General features: G+C 27.7%; 15 protein-coding genes. 13 read left to right on the top strand and 2 right to left on the bottom strand.

All coding sequences use genetic code 11. The features are described 5' to 3' along the window. The first annotated feature begins 1,774 nt into the window (after positions 1 to 1,774). The 7 genes from GN161_RS02825 (at position 1,775) to GN161_RS02795 (ending at position 9,560) form a co-directional block, all read left to right on the top strand. Positions 1,775 to 3,337 (top strand): anthranilate synthase component 1, encoded by a 1,563-nt coding sequence (locus tag GN161_RS02825; RefSeq protein WP_159715356.1) that lies wholly within the window; start codon positions 1,775 to 1,777, stop codon positions 3,335 to 3,337. A 1-nt stretch (position 3,338) separates the two neighbouring features. Beyond that, positions 3,339 to 3,938 (top strand): aminodeoxychorismate/anthranilate synthase component II, encoded by a 600-nt coding sequence (locus GN161_RS02820; RefSeq protein ID WP_159715354.1) that lies wholly within the window; start codon positions 3,339 to 3,341, stop codon positions 3,936 to 3,938. Between the two features lies 1 nt (position 3,939). After that, on the top strand, positions 3,940 to 4,941 hold the full coding sequence (trpD, locus tag GN161_RS02815) for an anthranilate phosphoribosyltransferase (RefSeq protein ID WP_159715352.1): 1,002 nt from the start codon (positions 3,940 to 3,942) through the stop codon (positions 4,939 to 4,941). 4 nt (positions 4,942 to 4,945) lie between these two features. After that, positions 4,946 to 6,316, top strand: coding sequence for a bifunctional indole-3-glycerol-phosphate synthase TrpC/phosphoribosylanthranilate isomerase TrpF (gene trpCF / locus GN161_RS02810; RefSeq protein ID WP_159715350.1), 1,371 nt, complete (start codon positions 4,946 to 4,948; stop codon positions 6,314 to 6,316). 48 nt (positions 6,317 to 6,364) lie between these two features. After that, the gene (trpB, locus tag GN161_RS02805; protein ID WP_159715348.1) at positions 6,365 to 7,555 is read left to right on the top strand and encodes a tryptophan synthase subunit beta; all 1,191 of its coding nucleotides are present in this window, start codon (positions 6,365 to 6,367) and stop codon (positions 7,553 to 7,555) included. Further along, positions 7,552 to 8,379: a tryptophan synthase subunit alpha gene (gene trpA / locus GN161_RS02800; protein WP_159715346.1), complete on the top strand. Its 828-nt coding sequence runs from the start codon at positions 7,552 to 7,554 to the stop codon at positions 8,377 to 8,379. Before trpB ends, trpA begins: the two co-directional genes overlap by 4 nt. 440 nt (positions 8,380 to 8,819) lie before the next feature. Next, the gene (locus GN161_RS02795; protein WP_159715344.1) at positions 8,820 to 9,560 is read left to right on the top strand and encodes a YciC family protein; all 741 of its coding nucleotides are present in this window, start codon (positions 8,820 to 8,822) and stop codon (positions 9,558 to 9,560) included. Positions 9,561 to 9,748: 188 nt separating this feature from the next. On the opposite strand, the gene GN161_RS02790 is transcribed toward GN161_RS02795, so the two are convergent. Then, positions 9,749 to 10,474 (bottom strand): TonB family protein, encoded by a 726-nt coding sequence (locus tag GN161_RS02790; protein ID WP_159715342.1) that lies wholly within the window; start codon positions 10,472 to 10,474, stop codon positions 9,749 to 9,751. Between the two features lie 775 nt (positions 10,475 to 11,249). Here GN161_RS02790 and cls point away from each other — a divergent pair. Beyond that, the gene (gene cls, locus GN161_RS02785; protein WP_159715340.1) at positions 11,250 to 12,719 is read left to right on the top strand and encodes a cardiolipin synthase; all 1,470 of its coding nucleotides are present in this window, start codon (positions 11,250 to 11,252) and stop codon (positions 12,717 to 12,719) included. Positions 12,720 to 12,896: 177 nt separating this feature from the next. On the opposite strand, the gene GN161_RS02780 is transcribed toward cls, so the two are convergent. Continuing rightward, positions 12,897 to 13,520 carry a thymidine kinase gene (locus GN161_RS02780; protein WP_159715338.1) on the bottom strand — a complete coding sequence of 208 codons (624 nt, stop codon included), beginning with the start codon at positions 13,518 to 13,520 and terminating at the stop codon, positions 12,897 to 12,899. A gap of 627 nt (positions 13,521 to 14,147) precedes the next feature. On the opposite strand from GN161_RS02780, the gene hns reads away from it, so the two are divergent. The 5 genes from hns (at position 14,148) to dsbB (ending at position 21,706) form a co-directional block, all read left to right on the top strand. After that, entirely contained in the window at positions 14,148 to 14,558 is a 411-nt protein-coding gene (gene hns, locus GN161_RS02775) for a histone-like nucleoid-structuring protein H-NS (RefSeq protein WP_159715336.1), read from the top strand. Between the two features lie 1,795 nt (positions 14,559 to 16,353). Further along, the gene (xthA, locus tag GN161_RS02770; protein WP_159715334.1) at positions 16,354 to 17,160 is read left to right on the top strand and encodes an exodeoxyribonuclease III; all 807 of its coding nucleotides are present in this window, start codon (positions 16,354 to 16,356) and stop codon (positions 17,158 to 17,160) included. Positions 17,161 to 17,426: 266 nt separating this feature from the next. Beyond that, positions 17,427 to 19,283 carry a signal peptide peptidase SppA gene (sppA, locus tag GN161_RS02765; protein WP_420021891.1) on the top strand — a complete coding sequence of 619 codons (1,857 nt, stop codon included), beginning with the start codon at positions 17,427 to 17,429 and terminating at the stop codon, positions 19,281 to 19,283. Positions 19,284 to 19,660: 377 nt separating this feature from the next. Continuing rightward, complete coding sequence (gene gap / locus GN161_RS02760; RefSeq protein WP_159715332.1) at positions 19,661 to 20,665, top strand: type I glyceraldehyde-3-phosphate dehydrogenase; 1,005 nt, start codon at positions 19,661 to 19,663, stop codon at positions 20,663 to 20,665. 519 nt (positions 20,666 to 21,184) lie between these two features. Beyond that, positions 21,185 to 21,706: a disulfide bond formation protein DsbB gene (dsbB, locus tag GN161_RS02755; RefSeq protein ID WP_159715330.1), complete on the top strand. Its 522-nt coding sequence runs from the start codon at positions 21,185 to 21,187 to the stop codon at positions 21,704 to 21,706. Positions 21,707 to 21,718 lie beyond the last annotated feature (12 nt).

Here is a 21,718-nt window from a genome sequence, read left to right as displayed (position 1 = left end):
AATTTTTTTTAAAATTTATTTCATTGTTGATTTTCCAGTCTTGAACACATGTAATTACAATTTAAAAAATTATATTTACAAAAAATTTTTATCAAATAATCAATTGCCATCATTATAATATATTTAACGATTTACTTACATATCAACAAACAATCAATTAAATTTTTTAATTAAAAACTACTTCAATTGAAATAGCCACAATCAACCTATTTTATCAAATTAATACTTATTATGTATATATACATTTGATTCAGTACACAAACCGTAATTGACATATTTGAAAATATTTCCGAAACAAATAATATATTTGTGATTATAAGATATAGATTATATTGATATGTATAACAATAAATGTGATACTATATATCAATAGTAACAGTTATCTTTTATAAATTACAAATCAACCACTAAATTCTTCATATACCCCGTAACAATACGCTATTTGAAACAAAAATAACAACCACAATACTATTTACAAATAATATTTATAATAATAGTATCAGATCACGATCTACGATACTATTATTATTATTAATTTTTTAGTCTCTTTTATTAACTCAGTAAAATTTTAGGCATAAATAAAATAATTACACTGATTATTTTTGATAGCTGCATCCAATTCTTAATTCATGTTGTTTTAATATAGAACGGTAATGATTTATGTATCATCATTATAATTTAACTAATTAAAATATTTCAAACGCCGAAACATTTAATAATTTATTTTTGGGTAATTTATAGCAAAATATGATACAAGTACAATTACATATATCAAATCAAAATATTTTCTATATAACTATATTTAATATTAATTGCCAATTAACTCAAATTGAGTAACTTACATAAACAAAAACATAAAAAAATAAATAAATTACCCTATTTTCTTTATTTATAAAATAAGACTGATGAACAAACTACTTTTATTCATACTTCTGACTCAAATTAACTATACAAAAAATGACTATTTCATAATCAAACATAAGCTAACACTTTTGATCACTATTAACCAATCTAAAGTTATTTAATAATAAAAATAAACATTAAATGAATTTTTAAACAATCAATTAAAAATTTTTATTACATTTATCATTAATTACTTTCTATATTTTAACTATTATACTAACATCAATTAATTTTTTATAAATTACACCACTAACTAATCTAAAAATTGTATAGTATATTCGGTTGAATGTTAACGCAATTGTAATATAATTAATAAATCAAATAAATATAATAGCAAACTATAACACTAATATATATATAATACACCACATAACTAAAACCATTATTAAATATATGCCTTCATATATTTGTGTTCTTTATTTCCACATATTCATTAAATTCAATTTATAATTTATTTTGATAATACAACTTCCCAATTAATATCATTAATGAGTATAAAAACTGCGATGAACTATATATATCACGCTAATAATTTTGTAAAATTTTATATTCATTACAATAATTTTACCGCATATAAAACTACGTAACATGATCGCATTAATTGTATTTAATAAAAATGTTTTTACTATCTTTGCAATTATCATTATTTGACATTTAAAAAAAAAACTAGTATTACTAACACAATTAGTATTCGTATCTTTGTAGAATAATTATATAATCACAACACAAGAAAATTGAGTATTTCACTCATATAAGCCGTTTCTAATAATTAAATATTTATTAAAATATTTAATATACTTGAAAATATTCCAATTACATCGTTAATATAAATAAGGTGCTTTTATAAATAAATAACTAGGACAATGAAATAATGGGATTTACAACAAATCAAACAGAATGTTTAAACATTCAAGTACGCTATCATTCCAATCCAGCAGCAGTTTTTTATCAATTATGTAATAAACGTAATTCAACATTATTATTAGAATCGGCAGAAATTAATAACAAAAATAACATAGAAAGCATGATGATTATTGACAGCGCCTTACGTATTACCGCGTATGGCACTATCGTCACTGTACAAGCTTTGACTAAAAATGGTGCAAGTTTACTCCCATTACTAGAACAAACATTTCCTGTAAAAGTAAAAATCAATACTACCTCTGATAAAATAAAATTAATGTTTCCTACAATACAAACAACGATTGATGAGGATACACGTCTACAATCAATTTCGATATTCGATTGTTTACGAGCATTATTAAAAATAATACAATCTCCCAAAAACATACCCAAAGCCATATTTTTAGGAGGTTTATTTTCCTATGATTTAATATCTTGTTTTGAACCTTTTCCACAATTGATCAATACTCATAAATTCCCAGACTACTGTTTCTACTTAGCGGAAACATTATTAGTTTTTGATCATAAAAAATATACCGCTTCATTACAAACTACTGTATTTAATTCAAACATACTAGAAAAAAATCGATTACAAACTAGAATGAATCAATTAAAAGCTCAACTTAACCAAACACCACAAGCTATTCCGTACAAAAAAATAAGCAATATGAAGTTACACTGTGATCCAAACGACAAAAAATATAAACGAATTATACAAAAAATACAACAATCTATACGTCAAGGAGAAATTTTACAAGCTGTTCCTTCAAGACGCTTTTTTCTTCCATGTCCTTCACCATTAGCAGCATACCATGTATTGAAAACTAATAATCCTAGTCCTTACATGTTTTTTATGCAAGATATAACATTTACACTTTTCGGGGCTTCTCCAGAAAGTTCTTTAAAATATAATGCAGATACTCGTCAAATTGAAATCTACCCCATCGCTGGTACACGACCCAGAACTTATCACGCTGATGGCTCATTAGATACAGACTCAGATAACCGTATAGAATTAGAAATGCGCTTAAATCATAAAGAAGTATCAGAACATTTAATGTTAGTAGATTTAGCAAGAAATGATTTAGCACGTATCTGCAAAGCAGGTAGTCGTTATGTCGCTGATTTATTAAAAGTAGATAGATATTCCTTTGTTATGCATTTAGTATCTAGAGTAGTAGGAGAATTACGCCATGATCTTGATGTACTACATGCTTATCGTGCATGTATGAATATGGGTACATTAACTGGAGCTCCTAAAATTAGAGCAATGCAACTTATTTATGAAGTAGAAGGAGCACGTCGTAATACCTATGGAGGTGCTATTGGATACTTAACTGGTTCTGGAAATTTAGATACATGTATCATCATTCGATCAGCTTACGTTACGAATCAAACTGCTACAGTACAAGCAGGAGCTGGTGTAGTAATAGATTCCATACCTCAATTTGAAGCCGATGAAAGTCGTAATAAAGCACGTGCTGTTTTGCGTGCCATTGCCACAGCACATGGTGCTGAGGAGTTATTCTGACATGGTTAACGTAGTATTGCTAGATAACATTGATTCATTTACATATAATTTAGTTGATCAATTACGTGACAATGGGCATCAAGTATTGATATATACTAATCAATTACCCACATCAATCATTATAAACACATTATTAAATATGATAGATCCAATTTTAATGTTATCCCCGGGTCCCGGATCTCCCAGCCAAGCTGGATGCATGGCTCAATTAATAAAACAACTATTCAGACAAATCCCAATAATTGGGATTTGTCTGGGATATCAAGCCATCATAGAATTTTATGGAGGACGCATATCACAATCACAAGAAATTGTTCACGGAAAATCTTCTCTAATACACCACGATAATTTAGCTATGTTTTCCAATATACCAAATCCTTTACTAGCAGGACGATATCATTCGTTAATAGGTAGTGAGATACCTAACAATTTAAAAATTAATGCCTATTTAAATAAGCACACAGCAATGGCAGTACGTAATGACTCTGATAGAATTTGTGGCTTTCAATTTCATCCTGAATCCATATTAACTACTCATGGAACACAACTTATTCAGCAAACTATCGCATGGGCAATGCATTTATACAAGGAAAAAAAATAACATGCAGGATATTCTAGACATCTTATACCGAGGTAAAAATTTGCACCAAAAACAAAGTGAAATGTTATTCCATAACATTATAGAAAAAAAATTATCTGCAATACAAGTCGCTGCTGCATTGATAAGTATGAAGGTACGCGGAGAAACCTTTGAAGAAATCATAGGCGCCGTGAATATGTTGTTAGCTCATTCAAAACCCTTCCCACGTCCAAATAGCTTGTTTGCAGATATCACAGGAACTGGAGGAGATAATAGCAATACCATCAATATTTCCACAGCTAGCGCTATCGTTGCTTCAACTTGTGGCGCAAAAATCATTAAACATGGAAATTGTAGTATATCTAGCCTAACAGGATCAACAGACTTATTAGAAAAACATGATGTATACATAGAAAATAGTGCTCAACAAGCACTTAAACACTTTGACGAACTAGGTATATGTTTTTTACACGCCCCTCAATACTATACAGTACTACATCACATCATGCCAATACGCAAGCAATTAAAAACTCCCACATTATTTAATATAATAGGCCCATTAATAAATCCATCTAAACCTCCAGTCACCCTTATTGGTGCATATAAAAAAGAATTATTATTACCCATGGTTCAAACATTAAAATTACTTAAATATAATCGTGCAATAGTAGTACATTGCGGAGGAATAGATGAAGTGGGATTACATGCCCCTACTCATATAGCAGAATTACGTAATGACATCATAAACAATTATACTTTGACGGCATCAGATTTTGGATTAGATTCTTACCCACTAGAAACACTATGTTGTAACTCTAGAAAACAAGCTTACGAACACGTAATAAATGCATTGAAAGGAAAAGGTCAACCTGCACATTCAGCTGTAATAGCGGCCAATGTAGCACTGTTATTAACATTATTTGGATATGATAATCTACGTACTAATGTACAATTAGCTTTAGAAAAAATAAATCATGGTATACCTTACGTTCGTTTGATGTCTTTATCAAAAAGTAGGATATAAAAATATGCAACACACAATACTTGATAAAATTTTATTACATAAAAAAATATGGATAGCTAATCAAAAAAAACAACATCCATTACGTCTTTTAAAAACCAAAATACAAACAAGTCAGCGTAATTTCTATCGCACTATATCCAAACAAAAAAAACAAACAATATTTATATTAGAATGTAAGCAAGCATCTCCCTTTAAAGGTATTATTAATAATGATTTTGATCCTATCAGGATAGCCCAAACCTATAAACATTATTCCTCAGTTATTTCAATATTAACTGACAATAAATACTTTCATGGAAACTTTGATATTTTACGCCAAGTAAGCAATATAGTAACACAACCAATATTATGTAAAGACTTCTTTATTTCAGAATGGCAAATCTATTTTGCACGCCTACATCAGGCCGATGCTATTTTACTAATGCTATCAATTTTAGATGATGCAACTTACCAAAAATTAGTCAAAATAACTCATACATTATGTATGGGCGTGATAACAGAAGTAGTAAATGAAGACGAATTAAAACGCGCAAAAAATTTAGGAGCCCAAGTGATCGGTATAAATAATCGCAACCTACATGATTCATCTGTTGATTTAAATCGTAGTATTACTCTCAGCAAACATATACCCAGCACAATCACGATAATCAGCGAATCAGGTATTAGTAATTATTCCCACATAAGAAAGCTTAGACACTATGTTAATGGATTTTTAATTGGAACAGCATTAATGTCTCAACCAAAAATTGGTATAGCAATCAAAAAATTAATTTTAGGAGAAAATAAAATATGCGGACTCACTCGAACAAAAGATGCGTATATTGCGCATAAATTAGGAGCAATATACGGAGGATTAATTTTTATTTCCGATTCACCTCGCTGCATAAATATCATGGTCGCGCAACATATTGTTTCCCATGTAAAAGGTTTAAGTTATGTTGGTGTATTTTATAATGCTACTATTGACTGTATTGTCAATACAGTCAATAGATTAAACCTATCAGCAGTACAGCTTCACGGCACAGAAGATCAAAGTTATATTAACATTTTAAGAACACGACTACCAATTACATGTTATATATGGAAAAGTATTAATATGAATCATAGACCATTACCAAAATATGATATACTAAATGTGGATCGCTATTTAGTAGATAATGGGGGAGGAAGCGGTAAAACTTTTGATTGGTCACTGCTTGCTAACATGCCATTAGACAAAATTATTCTAGCGGGAGGGTTAACGATTAATAATTGTGAAAAAGCGGCACGCATAGGTTGTATCGGATTAGATTTCAATTCTGGAGTAGAAATTAGACCAGGTATTAAAAATCATCAGAAACTCATCAAAATATTTCAAATACTCAGGTCTTATTAAAAAAAATAAACGTATTCTAAACAATTAAAAAGAATAAAAACAATTAATATGGTAAAATTAAAGTCTTATTTTGGCGAATTTGGAGGCACATATGTACCACAAATTCTGATGCCAGCGTTAACTCAATTAGAAGAAGCATTTATATCAGCTCAAAAAGATCCTATTTTTCAAAAAGAATTAAAATATCTTTTAAATCATTACGCTGGTCGACCTACTCCTTTAACATTATGTAGAAATTTAACAAAAGGCACACGCACTAAACTTTATTTAAAACGCGAAGATCTATTACATGGAGGATCTCATAAAACTAATCAAGTATTAGGACAGGCATTATTAGCAAAACGTATGTCAAAAAAAGAAATAATAGCCGAGACTGGTGCTGGTCAACATGGAGTTGCTGTTTCTATTGCAGCATCCCTTTTGAGATTAAAATGTCGTGTTTATATGGGATCCAAAGATATAAAACGCCAAGAACTCAATGTTCTGAGAATGCAATTAATGGGCACACAAGTTATTCCAGTGCATCACGGATCCAAAACCCTAAAAGATGCTTGTAACGAAGCCATGCGGGAATGGTCTAAAACTTATGAATACACTCATTACATGCTTGGTACAGCCGCTGGTCCTCATCCTTATCCTACAATTGTTAAAGAATTTCAACGTGTTATTGGAAAAGAAACATATAAACAAATACAAATATATGAACAGTGTTTACCAGATGCTATTATTGCTTGTGTCGGGGGAGGATCTAATGCTATCGGTATATTTTCTGATTTTATTGACATACCATCGGTACAGTTATTAGGTGTAGAAGCCGGAGGGTTAGGTGTTGATACCGAATATCATAGCGCAGCTTTACAACACGGAAACATAGGAATTTATTTTGGAATGAAAACCTCAATCTTACAATCTTCAGAAGGACAAATAAAAAATTCCTATTCCATTTCTGCTGGACTCGATTTCCCATCTGTCGGACCAGAACATGTTTATCTAAAAAATACTGGTCGAGTACAATACGTATCTGTTAAGGATTCAGAAGCTATAACAGCTTTTAAAAAATTATCTATTAATGAAGGAATTATTCCAGCTTTAGAATCTGCTCACGCCTTAGCTCATGCATTAAAAATAATAGAAGAACAACCAAATAAAGTACAAATTTTGGTGGTCAATTTATCTGGACGTGGAGATAAAGATATTTCCACAGTCTATAATACATTACAAAAAATACATAAAAAATGAATCGTTACCAAAAAATATTTATAGATTTACACAAAAATAAATCAGGGGCATTTGTACCTTTTATTACTGTAGGATATCCAGATCCCATTTCTTTCATGCATATCATAGATACATTAATTTCATCAGGTTCCGATGCATTAGAATTAGGGATACCATTTTCTGACCCTATATCAGATGGACTGATAATACAAAAAAGTATGGAACGTGCTTTCAATTCAGGAATAAACTTGTCACTTTGTTGGATGATGTTATATAAAATTCGTAATAAATATCCAAATTTACCTATAGGATTACTAATCTATGCAAATTTAGTATTTAAAAAAGGAATAAATAGCTTTTACTCATACTGTGCAGAGCTAGAGATAGATTCTGTATTAATTCCTGATCTTCCTATAGAGGAAAGTCTACCATTTTACAATGCTGCTATACAACATAAAATAGCACATATATTCATTTGCCCGCCTAATGCTACCGAAGAACTAATACGTAACATTACCGCTCAGGGACATGGATATATCTATTTATTATCTCGTCCTGGAGTAACTGGTATTGATATTAACAAAAAAATTAATGCTACTATATTATGCAATGTAATTAAATGTCTACAGAAACAAGCAAAAAAATTACCTATACTTCAAGGATTTGGAATACATACCCCACTGCAAGCTCAAGAATCATTATTGTTAGGAACTTCCGGAATTATTTCCGGATCTAAAATCGCAAGAATCATCGAAGAAAATATATCTAATCTAGAGCTAGTGCTCAAACAATTAGAACAATTAGTACATCTAATGAAAACATCCATGTATTTTCAAAAACATTAAATGTACAAATAGAATATATATTCTATCTTTATTGCAAATAGAACAATTAAATATTATCAATTAATTGATACAAATTACTATTATAGATGCTTACAAAAATTATCTAAATGTGTTATAATCAAAAATAAAATATTATTTAATATAAAGGACATTGCTTCTAATATCTTTTATATCCATTGATGTAATATTAATTACAAAAATGCCGTGATACGATACACCAATACAAAAACATTCAACTTACTTAATAAATCATCAATGTTTCTGGACAAAAATCAACTATAAATATCTCTGACAATAAACATGATGACATTAACGTTTTAGGCAAATCACATTTTATTTGACTTAAAATTAAATATTTAATCATATTTAATAAATTTAATGTTGAAAAATATGATTTCTTTTTTTTTCAAAAATATTTTTTGGAGAAAATTATAGGAACCATGATAATTAAACTATCTCAAGATGTATTATGTTTTATTCGTAATTATTGCATCTATATTGCAGTATTAATATTTACTACAACATTAATTCAAACTACCTTAGATTATATTTTTTTACCAAAACAAGAGGATCTTATATTTATATATGATTTTATTGGCGTAAGCTTACAAAGCATGATAAAAGAGTTATCGGTAGATCAACAGTATATTTTATTAAAATTATCTGTTGCTAATATTATATCGAAACTGCTAAGTAATACTTTTTTATTCGGATGTACGCTAACCATGTTACATCTAGTATCTATGTCTGATAAAAACAATCAGTCTTTCAATGTAAAACACATTCTTAAGTTAGCAATACCAATATTTCCAAAATTACTACTATTAATTTTATACACTACGTTATTCATACAATTGGGTCTAATGGTGGCAATTATTCCAGGCATTCTATTAACTATGATTATAAGTTTAACCCCGATTATAATTATTACCAATAACAACAAGTCTATTGTGGAGGCTATGTGTCTGAGTATCAAGGTAAGCTTTCGAAACATCCATCTAGTTATACCACCAATATTATTATGTTTTCTAATAAAAACTATATTTATACTAATTTTAGCCCACTATTCACACTTTTGGATCTTTTTTTCTAAGATTCTGATCAATGGTTTAAGTAATATATTATCTGTAGTTATTTTAATCTACTTATATCGTTTATATATGATTATTAAAACAATATAAATTTTAGTTCTTTAAGAAAGATGGTGTTTATACTTACAATTTTAGACACTTAAATATGGAAATACAGAAAATTTTATATACTATGATTTTTATCATATCAAATGTATTCACAAATTCAACAAATAATAATAAATATTACTCCCATATAATACAATAAATAAAATTTAATAAAATTACTACAATCAATATTAATTAACAAATGTTTTCCTGGAATTTAAGCAAAATTTAAAAGTAACAATCAGGTTTTTTTCTGGTTTGTTACTCTCATATACCCAACGACGCATCGCTGATCTAATATTTTCTTCAAATATACCAACAGGAACAGCTGATAATATGCATATATTATCAATTCTCCCATTAACGTTAACATTATACTGTACAATAATTTTTCCTTCTATACCTAAAATTCTCGCTCTATTAGGATATTCAGGATATATACGATTAATTATACAAGAGGCCCCATAAGGATGATCATGGTATATTGTAGGAGAAACTACAGAAGGTGTTGTAGATTTGGTAATATTAATATTATTTCTTTCAACTAAAGGAAAATTTTTATCAGAATGTAATATGTTGTTAGAATGATTTAAAACCTGTTTTTCCACACATATTGTAGATTTTGAATTCTGTTTCTTTTGTAATTTTTTTAATGGTTTTAATAATTGTTTCTCTTCTAACAATTTATGAGAGATTTGATTGGATTGTAGTAACGACAATGTAATTATTTTAGATTTTTTCACGCAAATAGGCTGATCAACAAAATGATGAAAATAATAAAATAATGCATGCACTGCAACCGCATGCATTATACATGATAAAAAAAAACAAGCACAAATTGACATATGTAATCTACACCAAATAAATTGCTGACTACCTGTAATTAATTTTTTTTTAAAAAAAATCTTGTATTTCATTTTTATTTTATATACTTTATACTTTGTATGAGGGATGGTTTATTATTGTTCTATTAATACTTTTAAATTAGATACAAAAATATGTATAACATAAAAATTTTTATTTAATATAAAACATTTTTTTTACATCATATGTATTTATTTTATTACATTACATGCAAAATATAAGTACACACAGCATTTGATTTAAATACTTTTAAAAACCACAACATAACTTATTGATTATAATTGTTTCAATCTTGTTATACGACTTTGAAAAATATTAAAAAATTTATACTTACAATACAAATAAAACATTTTTTTAACACACTCTTTTTCAATTAATTAATTAAAATAAATAAATTGTTTTACTGTTATAAAAACATTCATCATTTATTTCAAATAATCTAGCATCAAACACTTTAACTAAACTCACCCAAACACTTTTTAGTGATTACGTATATTTTTTATCTTAATAAGCGTATGTTTTTATTATACACATACAACAATTACTCATCATACAATGAAAACATATGAATGGGTTTATTTGCTTAAAATGTAGAAAGTCTTTGCAAATAGTAAATATTATTTACTAATTGCAAATATATAATAAAGTTAATATTTCTAAATAATTTTTAATATCAATCAAATATATTTGACTGATCAATATCTACGCATTATAGATATTTATACTTTTTTACAATTATAAAACTTATCATGAAACAAACATTCAAAAATAATCTATAGTCTTTGTTAAAAAGATCTACAAATATCTAAAACAGGATTTATTATAATCATGATTGCGATTTACGCGATATTCAATTGTATTTTTTTATGCAGTTATTGGTCATTAATTATATTAGTTACATTTAAAGTTTTAATAAAACGTCGAGCAGTGCCATCATCCATGGCATGGTTATTAATAATTTACATTTTACCTTTAATAGGAATCATCACATATTTATTATTTGGAGAATCTAACCTTGGTAAACAACGAACTATAAGAAGTAAGATAGCTTGGTTATCTACTATGCGTCGCATACAAATTCTAAAAAACTACAAACATATATTTTCTACAGAGCACAGCATAATTGCTTCTTCATTATTTAAGCTTTGCGAACATCGTCAAGGAATAGGCGCTCTAAAAGGTAATCAAATACAATTATTAAATAAAACTGACGATACCATCATATCTTTAATTAAAGATATTGAATTAGCTCAACACAGTATTGATATGATGTTTTATATTTGGGAAACTGGAGGATTAGTAGATCATGTTATAAAAAAATTAATTATAGCAGCTAACAGAGGCATCCGATGTCGGATTATATTAGATTCAGCTGGATGTGCTAATTTTTTTAGCAGTTCATACCCTAATATAATGCGACAAGCTGGCGTTAATATTGTAGAAGCGCTACATGTGAATTTATTACGAATCTTCTTACGTCGCATGGATTTGAGACAACATCGAAAAATGATATTAATTGATGAACACATTGCTTACACTGGTAGCATGAATATGGTAGATCCACAGTTATTTAAAAAAAAAATAGGAATTGGACAATGGATCGATATTATGGTGCGTATAAACGGTCCTGCCGCCTCAGCCATGAGCATGATATTTTCTTCTGATTGGGAAATTGAAACAGGACAACATGTATTTTTCCCATTACTATTAAACACCCATATAATAGCAACTCATAAACTAACAACAACAGGACATACTATTCAAATTATTCCCTCCGGACCAGGATGTCCCGAGGGAATAATTCATCAGGTATTACTAATATCATTATACGAAGCACACAAAAAAATCATCATTACTACTCCATACTTAGTGCCCAGTGATGATTTATTACATGCCATTTGTACAGCAGCACAACGAGGAGTAGAGGTACACATCATTATCCCAAAAAACAATGATTCTATATTAGTAAACTGGGCTAGTAGGGCATTTTTCAGTGAATTATTAAAAGCTGGAGTTTTAATACATCAGTTCCAAAATGGATTACTACACGTAAAAAGTGTGTTGATTGATCAACAATTAAGTCTAATAGGAACCGTAAATTTAGATACACGCAGTTTATGGTTAAACTTTGAAATTACTTTAGTAATTGACAGTAAAGATTTTAGTAATGAGCTAGAAGAAACACACCAAAACTACATTGCACATTCTAAATTGATCGATCCCAAAAAATGGTCTAAACGTCCATATTGGGAGCGTATTGTTGAACGCTTATTTTACTTTCTCAGCCCCTTATTATAGAAACTTTTTGACTTTTTGTTTTTAATAAAACAAAATTATATTTAATATAATAAATTATATGGTACAGTTACTGAATATATAATATTTTCAATATTAAAATACCTATAACTCCTATATTCCAGTTAAATATATCCTTTATTTACAATTAATCTGCATATTATTTATATATTCGTACTATTAAATTTTTCTATTTCGAAAAACACACTTTTTTAAAGATAACGGGGATCGTAATTGTTCCTCAAAATGTTTACGACATACCGAAACATAATGATTATTACCTCCAATCAATACTTGATTTCCTTCTCTTATAACTAAGCCTTGATCGTTGATCCTAAGAACTCTGTTAGCCTTACGCCCGCAATAACAAATAGTTTTTAATTCAATTAACTTATCTGCCCATGCTAATAACCATAAACTTCCTGAAAATAACTCAGCTTTAAAATCAGTGCGTAACCCATAACATAATACTGGAATATTTAACACATCAACTATTTTGCTTAAATCAACCACTTGATTATGATTAAGAAAATGACATTCATCTACTAAAACACAATTTATCATATCCTTTTGATGTATAGCTCCTATTTGATCAAAAAAATTAGTTTTAAAATTAAATACTCTAGCAACAGCAGTCAATCCAATACGAGATTTAATTTGTGCATATCTATTATTTTCAGAATGCATTTCAGCGGTATATAACACAGTGCGCATTCCCCGTTCTTGATAATTATAAGAAGACTGTAATAATGCAGTAGTTTTTCCAGCATTCATTGCAGAGTAATAAAAATATAATTGCGCCATACAGTTCACATCCTATCTGAATCACAATATTTCAGCACTAATAATATGATATAATTAAACTATAATAATATTAATTTCAATAAAATTATTTAACCTAAAAATTCATAGAATTTTCATTCTTACATTCATCAATGATGTTAATAAAATAAATGTTCACACTATTTGAGATAAATATCTTTGCAACATCCCATTTGAGTTCAATATTATTCTACATGCTATATTCAAAACAATAATATTAACAAATAAAATATAAAATATTCTACACTTAAAAAACAATCTATATATATCTAATAGAACGAACAAATTGATAAAAATGTTATTTTTATTTTAAATATTTATAAATAAATAATTGTAATTTAAATCGAAAAAATCTAAACAGTTAAATAATATTAAAATCCTGTCATAAATAACAAATCATCTATTTAATTAAATTGATTTAAATATTTTTATAGAAAAAAATAAATAACATTCACGTATACTCATAGCATTAAATCTATTTAATTGCCTATCGATACAAGATATAATAGGATTATTTATAAATTAAAACACCCTAGGTATTGCAGAAAACAAATTAGCACTCTATCCTTATCAATAGATTTGTTATTTATAATATTTGAGAGTAAATCAATGAACGACGCACTGAAAATTCTTAACAATATACGCACTTTACGAGCGCAAGCTAGAGAATGCACCCTTGAAACTTTGGAAGAAATATTAGAAAAATTAGAACTAGTTGTTAATGAACGTCGAGAAGAAAACAGTCAATTCCAAGCCAAGATAGAAGCACACTCCCGAAAATTACAACAATATCGTGATATGTTGATAGCTGACGGGATAAATCCTAACGAACTATTAGAAAATATAAATGCCAATGCTAAATCATTGTATAAAAATAAACGCGCAATTCGTCCAGCAAAATATCAGTACACCAACAAATATGGTGAAATTAAAACCTGGACCGGACAAGGACGTACTCCCTCAATTATTAAAAAAGCTATTGATGAAAAAAAGAAAACTCTAGAAGATTTTTTGCTTTAACTATTAATTTCATATAGCACAAAGTACTTTTGAACACATTATTCAACATTTTTTCATATACAATGAAAAAACGTACTGATGCATAAAACAGTAACTGGTGACCGTTTAAATCCATTTTATCTTTATATGTTATGTAGTATATAATATATAGTTGTTTTATAAATTATATATATTTCATTAAACTAATCTCGCACATATTCTATTTTAGTGACATAAACATCAAAATATTTACTAAATTTATTTTAAAAATTATTATTATTTAGTTATCATAACAATGATGATAATAATCAAATAGAAAGTTCTATAATAGTTAAAAATATTAGTTACTGATTCAAACCTTATTAGTACCTCATCAAACATCCATTATAGTGAATTACTATAATATTTTCTATTTATATGAAAAAATCCTATTTCTTTCCACACCAAAATAAATTCATCTGTGCACACATGAAAAATAACCATATTGACACTGATTATAATAAAAATGACAAAAATTTTCAATTAACATAAGCTGTATAGTAACACATAATGACTAATATAAACTTTATATTGTCATTCTTTTTACAAATTCAAACTAAAATATCAATAATAACAACATATACAATATACAAAAAATAATCTTTAATTAACGATTCATATATCTTATGAAGACTCATAAATTAAATAAACATACTTGCAAGCTATATGTTCTTCAGAATTATTAAAATAACCAAAAATCAAAATTACAATACAACATCCAATGTTATTGGATGAACACAGTATTATAATTTATCTTCTAAATAAATATGCTTTGAGTGTTTAAATAAAAATTATTGATAATTATATATACTTAATATATCTTAAACATCAAATGTATCAAAACAATCACTAAAACTAATAATGCCACATAATATATTCCAAAATATTATGACTATAAATAATTTCACCATCATCTTCTAGTTCTACATATAAAAAATATAATCAATCTGTTGATGTTGCCAATTAATATAATAATAACAATAAACATTTAAAATTTTAAAACTTTAGATCCTCATATGTTTTATATGACATAAATATTAATTATTTTAAAAATAATATTTAATTAACTTAAAATAAGATTTATACTTTAATCATTCATATCATATACATCATATCGTTGGGTACAGTAATTCTTCATGAAATAATTTTTTTGTTATATATACCACAAACACTTATATACCTATTTTATTTAACATGCTATTTTAAATACATATTTAAACTATTTTTATGATAATTTTAAATTATCTGAGTAAAATCATAAAAATCAATTCCAATTAATATTAATATTTTAGTTGAAATATTTACCGTTACATGAAAATATTTTATTTTATAAATTTGCAATAAAATTGTAAATTATGAACACTTGAATTATAACTGTTAAAAACATAGATAATATCTGTGTTTATTCACTAAATCAATTAATCATCCAGTAATAAACATATACAAAAATTACAACCATAATAATTATTCTAATAAATTAATAACCTTCGTATATCATACGATAATACCTCAAACTTAAATATACTTATCTAAAATAAACAAATATTTTTCATATATTATACATTGTATTACATCGAAGTATTCATATATAATAAGCTCAATTTTAAGATATTAGCTTTTATTTTTAAAAACATAATTGCTAAACTGATTAATAACCAATTTGTTTAGTGAAAAACACTTTTTTTATATACCATCATATAATTATTAATTATATTGTAATTAAAAAAAATAATACCTATGTTCTGTAACATAAAAATAATTCACACACTAACACTATATGAAATTTGTTACTTTTAATATCAATGGATTACGTGCTCGTATGCATCAATTAAATAAAATTATCTTTCAATTACAACCTGACGTAATTTGCCTACAAGAAACTAAAGTACATGATGATTCTTTTCCTATAGAGGAAATATTACAAAATGGTTATCACGTATATTACTATGGACAAAAAAAATACCATGGTGTTGCATTGCTTCTTCGCCAAATTCCTTTAACTATTATTCATGGGCTTACTAATGATGATGATCTATCTCAAAAACGCATCATCATTGCTGATATTATGACATCAATAGGTATATTAACTATTATTAACGCTTATTTTCCTCAAGGAGAAAATAAAAATCATCCAGAAAAATTTTTGTATAAAAAACGTTTTTATAAAAATTTGCAAAACTACATAGAACGTACCTATCACAGTAATTCATTATTACTAATTATAGGCGATATGAATATTAGTCCTACAGATTTTGATGTTGGTATTAGCGAAGAAAATAAAAAACGTTGGCTTATGTCAGGACGATGTTCTTTCTTACCAGAAGAAAGAACATGGATCAATCGTTTAATGAACTGGGGTTTAATAGATATATATCGAAATATGCACCCCTATCATGACAAACGTTATTCTTGGTTCAGTTATAGATCGCATGGATTTGATAAAAATAATGGTTTACGTATTGATTTGATATTGGCAACACGCTCTTTGGTAAATCGTTGTAAAAATTGTGAGATAAATTATGATATTCGTAGTATGCAAAGACCGTCTGATCACGCTCCAGTATGGGCAGATTTTGATCTTTAGCATACACTTGTACCGCGCGCGCGCTCACAAACCACCTACATGAACATTAACATACAAATTTAATTGCTCTTACCACGGATAAGTATAACATGGTTTACAGTTCATGTTGATATATGAAAAACCTAATAAAATCATGAAAATATCATAATTTTTATTTAATTTATGCATACTATCTAATATCTAATACAATTTTAAATATTAGATAGTATGTGAACATAATAACTCATTTGGATTATCATAGAATGTCTTTAATGATTACAGCGTTCATTCAAAATGTATGGAAGACCATTTATAGAGTATTTAAATACAGTATACGTACACTATACCTGATACGAACAGTAACAATAAATATATTGTTTATAATATTTATAATCATCAGTATAGGAATATATTTAAATTTAAGTGATTCTTCTACCGCATCATTGTCAAAACACACTGCATTAATTCTAGATCTTTCTGGTATCATTGTAGATAAACCTGTAACATATGGTAAATTTCACAAATTCAGTCAGCATTTACTTAACACGAACAGATCAAATACTAAAGAAAATTCACTGTTTGATATTATTAATATATTACGTCAAGCTAAAAATGATCCATGCATAACCGGACTAATATTGTCATTAAAAAATTTTTCAGGAAGTAATCAAGCCTCATTAGAGTACATTGGAAAAGTATTACGTGAATTTAAAGATGCTGGTAAACTAATTTATGCTATTTCTGATTACTATAACCAATCTCAATATTTTCTAGCTAGCTACGCAAACAAAATTTATCTCACTCCACATGGTTTTGTAGATTTACGAGGTATCTCCACCAACAAGTTATATTATAAATCACTATTAAACAATTTAAAAATTAACACTCATATTTTCAGGGTAGGTACATATAAATCTGCCGTAGAACCATTTATTCAAGATCAAATGTCTGATCATGTGCGGCATGAAGAAAAACAATTAATAAATCGTTTATGGAATCAATATTTAAAAATAATATCTATTAATCGTAATATAACAAGACAAGAAATTTTTCCAGGAATTAACAAAATACTAGATGGATTATATCAAATGCAAGGTGATACCGCAGCATATGCGCTTAAAAATAAATGGATTGATGAAATCGCATCTCATTTTTTCATAGAAAACACAATGAAAAAAATATTTGGATCTAATAAAGAAGGTACCTCATTTAATGCAATTAGCATGTATGATTATAATGTTATTACACCAATAGAAAAAAACAACCAAATAGCAATAATCTGTGTTAATGGCCCTATCGTAGATGGACCTGATATACCCGGTGCCATTGGTGGTGATACTATAGCCAATAAAATTCGTAGTGCCCGATTTAATCCAAAAGTAAAAGCAATAGTACTTCGTGTCAATAGCCCTGGTGGAAGTGTCAATGCCGCTGAACTAATTAGATTAGAATTAATAGCTATCAGAAACGCTGGTAAGCCAGTAGTCGTTTCCATGGGTGGAATAGCTGCATCTGGTGGATACTGGATTTCAACTCCAGCCAATGCTATCATTGCAAGTAATAGTACTATTACAGGTTCTATAGGTATATTTGGTATTGTTAACACATTTGAAAAATCTCTTGACTCCATTGGTATTCATAACGACGGAGTGGGGACATCCCCTATAGCAAACATTTCAATAACTACACCACTACCCACTGAATATATCAATATGATGCAACTTTATGTGAATACCAGTTATCATTATTTCATTAGTACTGTAGCTACATCCCGCTGCAAGACTATAGAAGATATTCAAAAAATCGCTCAAGGACATGTATGGCTTGGGTATGATGCAATAAAAAATGGATTAATTGATACTATAGGAGATCTAGATGACGCAATAAATAAAGCTACTGAACTAGCTCACTTAACAGAATATCAACTTAACTGGTATGAAGATAAAGTAAATTGGATAGATGTTATACTACAACAAACTAACAAGGTTGTTTATACTATTATTATAAATTTATTAAATCATTATGTTTCACTCACTAATTTTAATGAAAATATAAAAACAAATAACCCTAATATCTTGAATTTTTCATGGAATGATCCAAAGCATTGTTATGCTCTTGACTTAGATTATTTAATGCAATTATAATATGTAAAATCTTGTTGGAATTTTTATGAGAAGCAAAAAAAACAATTGGACATGCTTGATTATTGTGCGTTAAGTTTATTTGATTTTAATACTTATTGAACGGAAAATACAAAATATTATAAGATCTGTATCTTTTATGTTATTACACTGCAATAAACCATAAAATATATATCACTAATTATATTATATCTTATTGACATGATAGTATATCAATATAACATTTTTGCATGAATATAAAACATTTAAAACACATATTACATTTAAATTTTCAGCATACATTGCTATATACAATAGATATTTAAAAACTAAATTTAACACTTTTATCAAAATTTACTAAAATAACACATCATCAAAATCAAACCAGGAGTGTAGAATATATGACTATTAAAATAGGTATTAACGGATTTGGTAGAATTGGTCGCGTCATTTTTAGAGCTATACAAGAACGAAAAGATGTAGACGTCGTAGCTATTAATGATTTACTAGATATTGAGCATGCTGCATATATGTTGAAATATGATTCAACTCACGGAAAATTTCCAGGTGCAATTAGTGCACATGGCGATCATTTAATAGTTAACAATAAAGTTGTTCACTATACCTCAAAAAAAGACCCAAAAAACTTGTGTTGGAAAAACCTTGATATTGATGTTGTTACTGAATCTACAGGAGTTTTTTTGACTCAAGAAAAAGCTTATGGACATATATTTGCAGGAGCACGTAAAGTAGTATTAACAGCTCCAGCAAAAGATGATACTCCAATGTTTGTTATGGGGGTTAACAACCATCTTTACAACGGAGAAAAAATAGTATCTAATGCATCTTGCACTACTAATTGTTTAGCTCCACTCGCCAAAATCATTAATGATAACTTTGGAATCATTGAAGGCATAATGACCACTGTTCATGCTACCACTGCTACTCAAAAAACTGTTGATTCTCCAATAAATAATGACTGGAGAAGCGGACGTGGTGCGTACCAAAACATTATTCCATCCGCTACTGGAGCGGCACGATCATTAGGAAAAGTTATTAAAGAATTGGATGGTAAATTAACCGGAATGTCATTCCGAGTCCCCATTCCAAATGTTTCTGTTGTTGACTTCACCGTTCGCCTGGAAAAAACTGCCTCTTATAAAAATATTTGTGATGTAATTAAAAATGCTACTTTCGGAAATTTCAAGGGAATTATGGGATATACTGATGAAAAAGTAGTATCTAGCGATTTTAACGGAGAAAAATTAACCTCTATATTTGATGCACAAGCTAGTATCTCATTGAATAATCATTTTGCTAAATTAATATCTTGGTATGATAATGAAACAGGCTATTCTAATAAAGTAATTGATTTAAGTATATATATTACAAAATATAAAAAATAACATTACCCAACAACATATCCAATCTATCAAATAGAAACTTAATTATTAATTTTTAATAAAATATTTAATAATAATTCAATAGAAATGTTGTTATTGAAGTATATTGTTAAAAACCACATTCCAACTAATAGATATATTATATAAGGAACTAATAAAAATTTATAGCATTTTAATAATTCACATTACCTACATTATAGTCTATTATCCTCATATCTCTAAGAGATGTGACATTGTTAATAGTCAATTGATAAGATTGATGAAACTATTAATAGTTAATATAGTGCTACGCACAAATAAATTTAAATTTAATTTTTAAAAAATTAAATTATACCATTTGTATCATTTTTTAAATTTGATATTTTTCAGAAGAAATATCATATATATATATAATCATACATATATCATTTTAATGTAATTAATGGAAAATATATGTTAACTATATTAAAAAATTATTTTATTTTATTTTAAAAATTATTATTATATATCAAACTTAAGTTGTATAATTTTAGGTAATTGTTTATGTTGGATTTTTTAAATATTTGCTCTAAAACTAGAAAATATTGGATTTTGTTAACACTTACCGTTATAAGCTTAGAATTAATAGCTTTATATTTACAGCACGTTATTTTAATAAAACCCTGTGTATTATGTGTGTATCAAAGATGTGCTTTAGGTGGTATAGGAATTGCAGGATTAATTGCTACTATTGCTCCATTTACTTCTTTGAGATTTTTTGCTATTTTAATTTGGATATACAGCGCTTGGAAAGGATTGTTGTTAGCTAAAGAATATACTAATATTCAATTACATCCAACCCCATTTTTCATGTGTGATTTATTTGTCAAATTTCCTCATTGGCTACCTCTAAATAAGTGGTGGCCTGCTGTATTTCATGCCGATGGTATTTGTACTGAATATAAATGGTACTTTCTATCATTAGAAATATCTCAGTGGATGCTGATAATTTTCTCTAACTACTTAATAATAGCGCTATTTGTAGCTCTATCACAAATTATTGATCTCAAAAAACATAACAAGTAATAATAAATACAA

The organism is Blochmannia endosymbiont of Camponotus nipponensis (genome assembly GCF_009827135.1).
Taxonomy (GTDB): domain Bacteria; phylum Pseudomonadota; class Gammaproteobacteria; order Enterobacterales; family Enterobacteriaceae; genus Blochmanniella.
The sequence above is the reverse complement of the archived record's forward strand: the minus strand, read 5'-3'. Positions and strand labels throughout refer to the sequence as shown.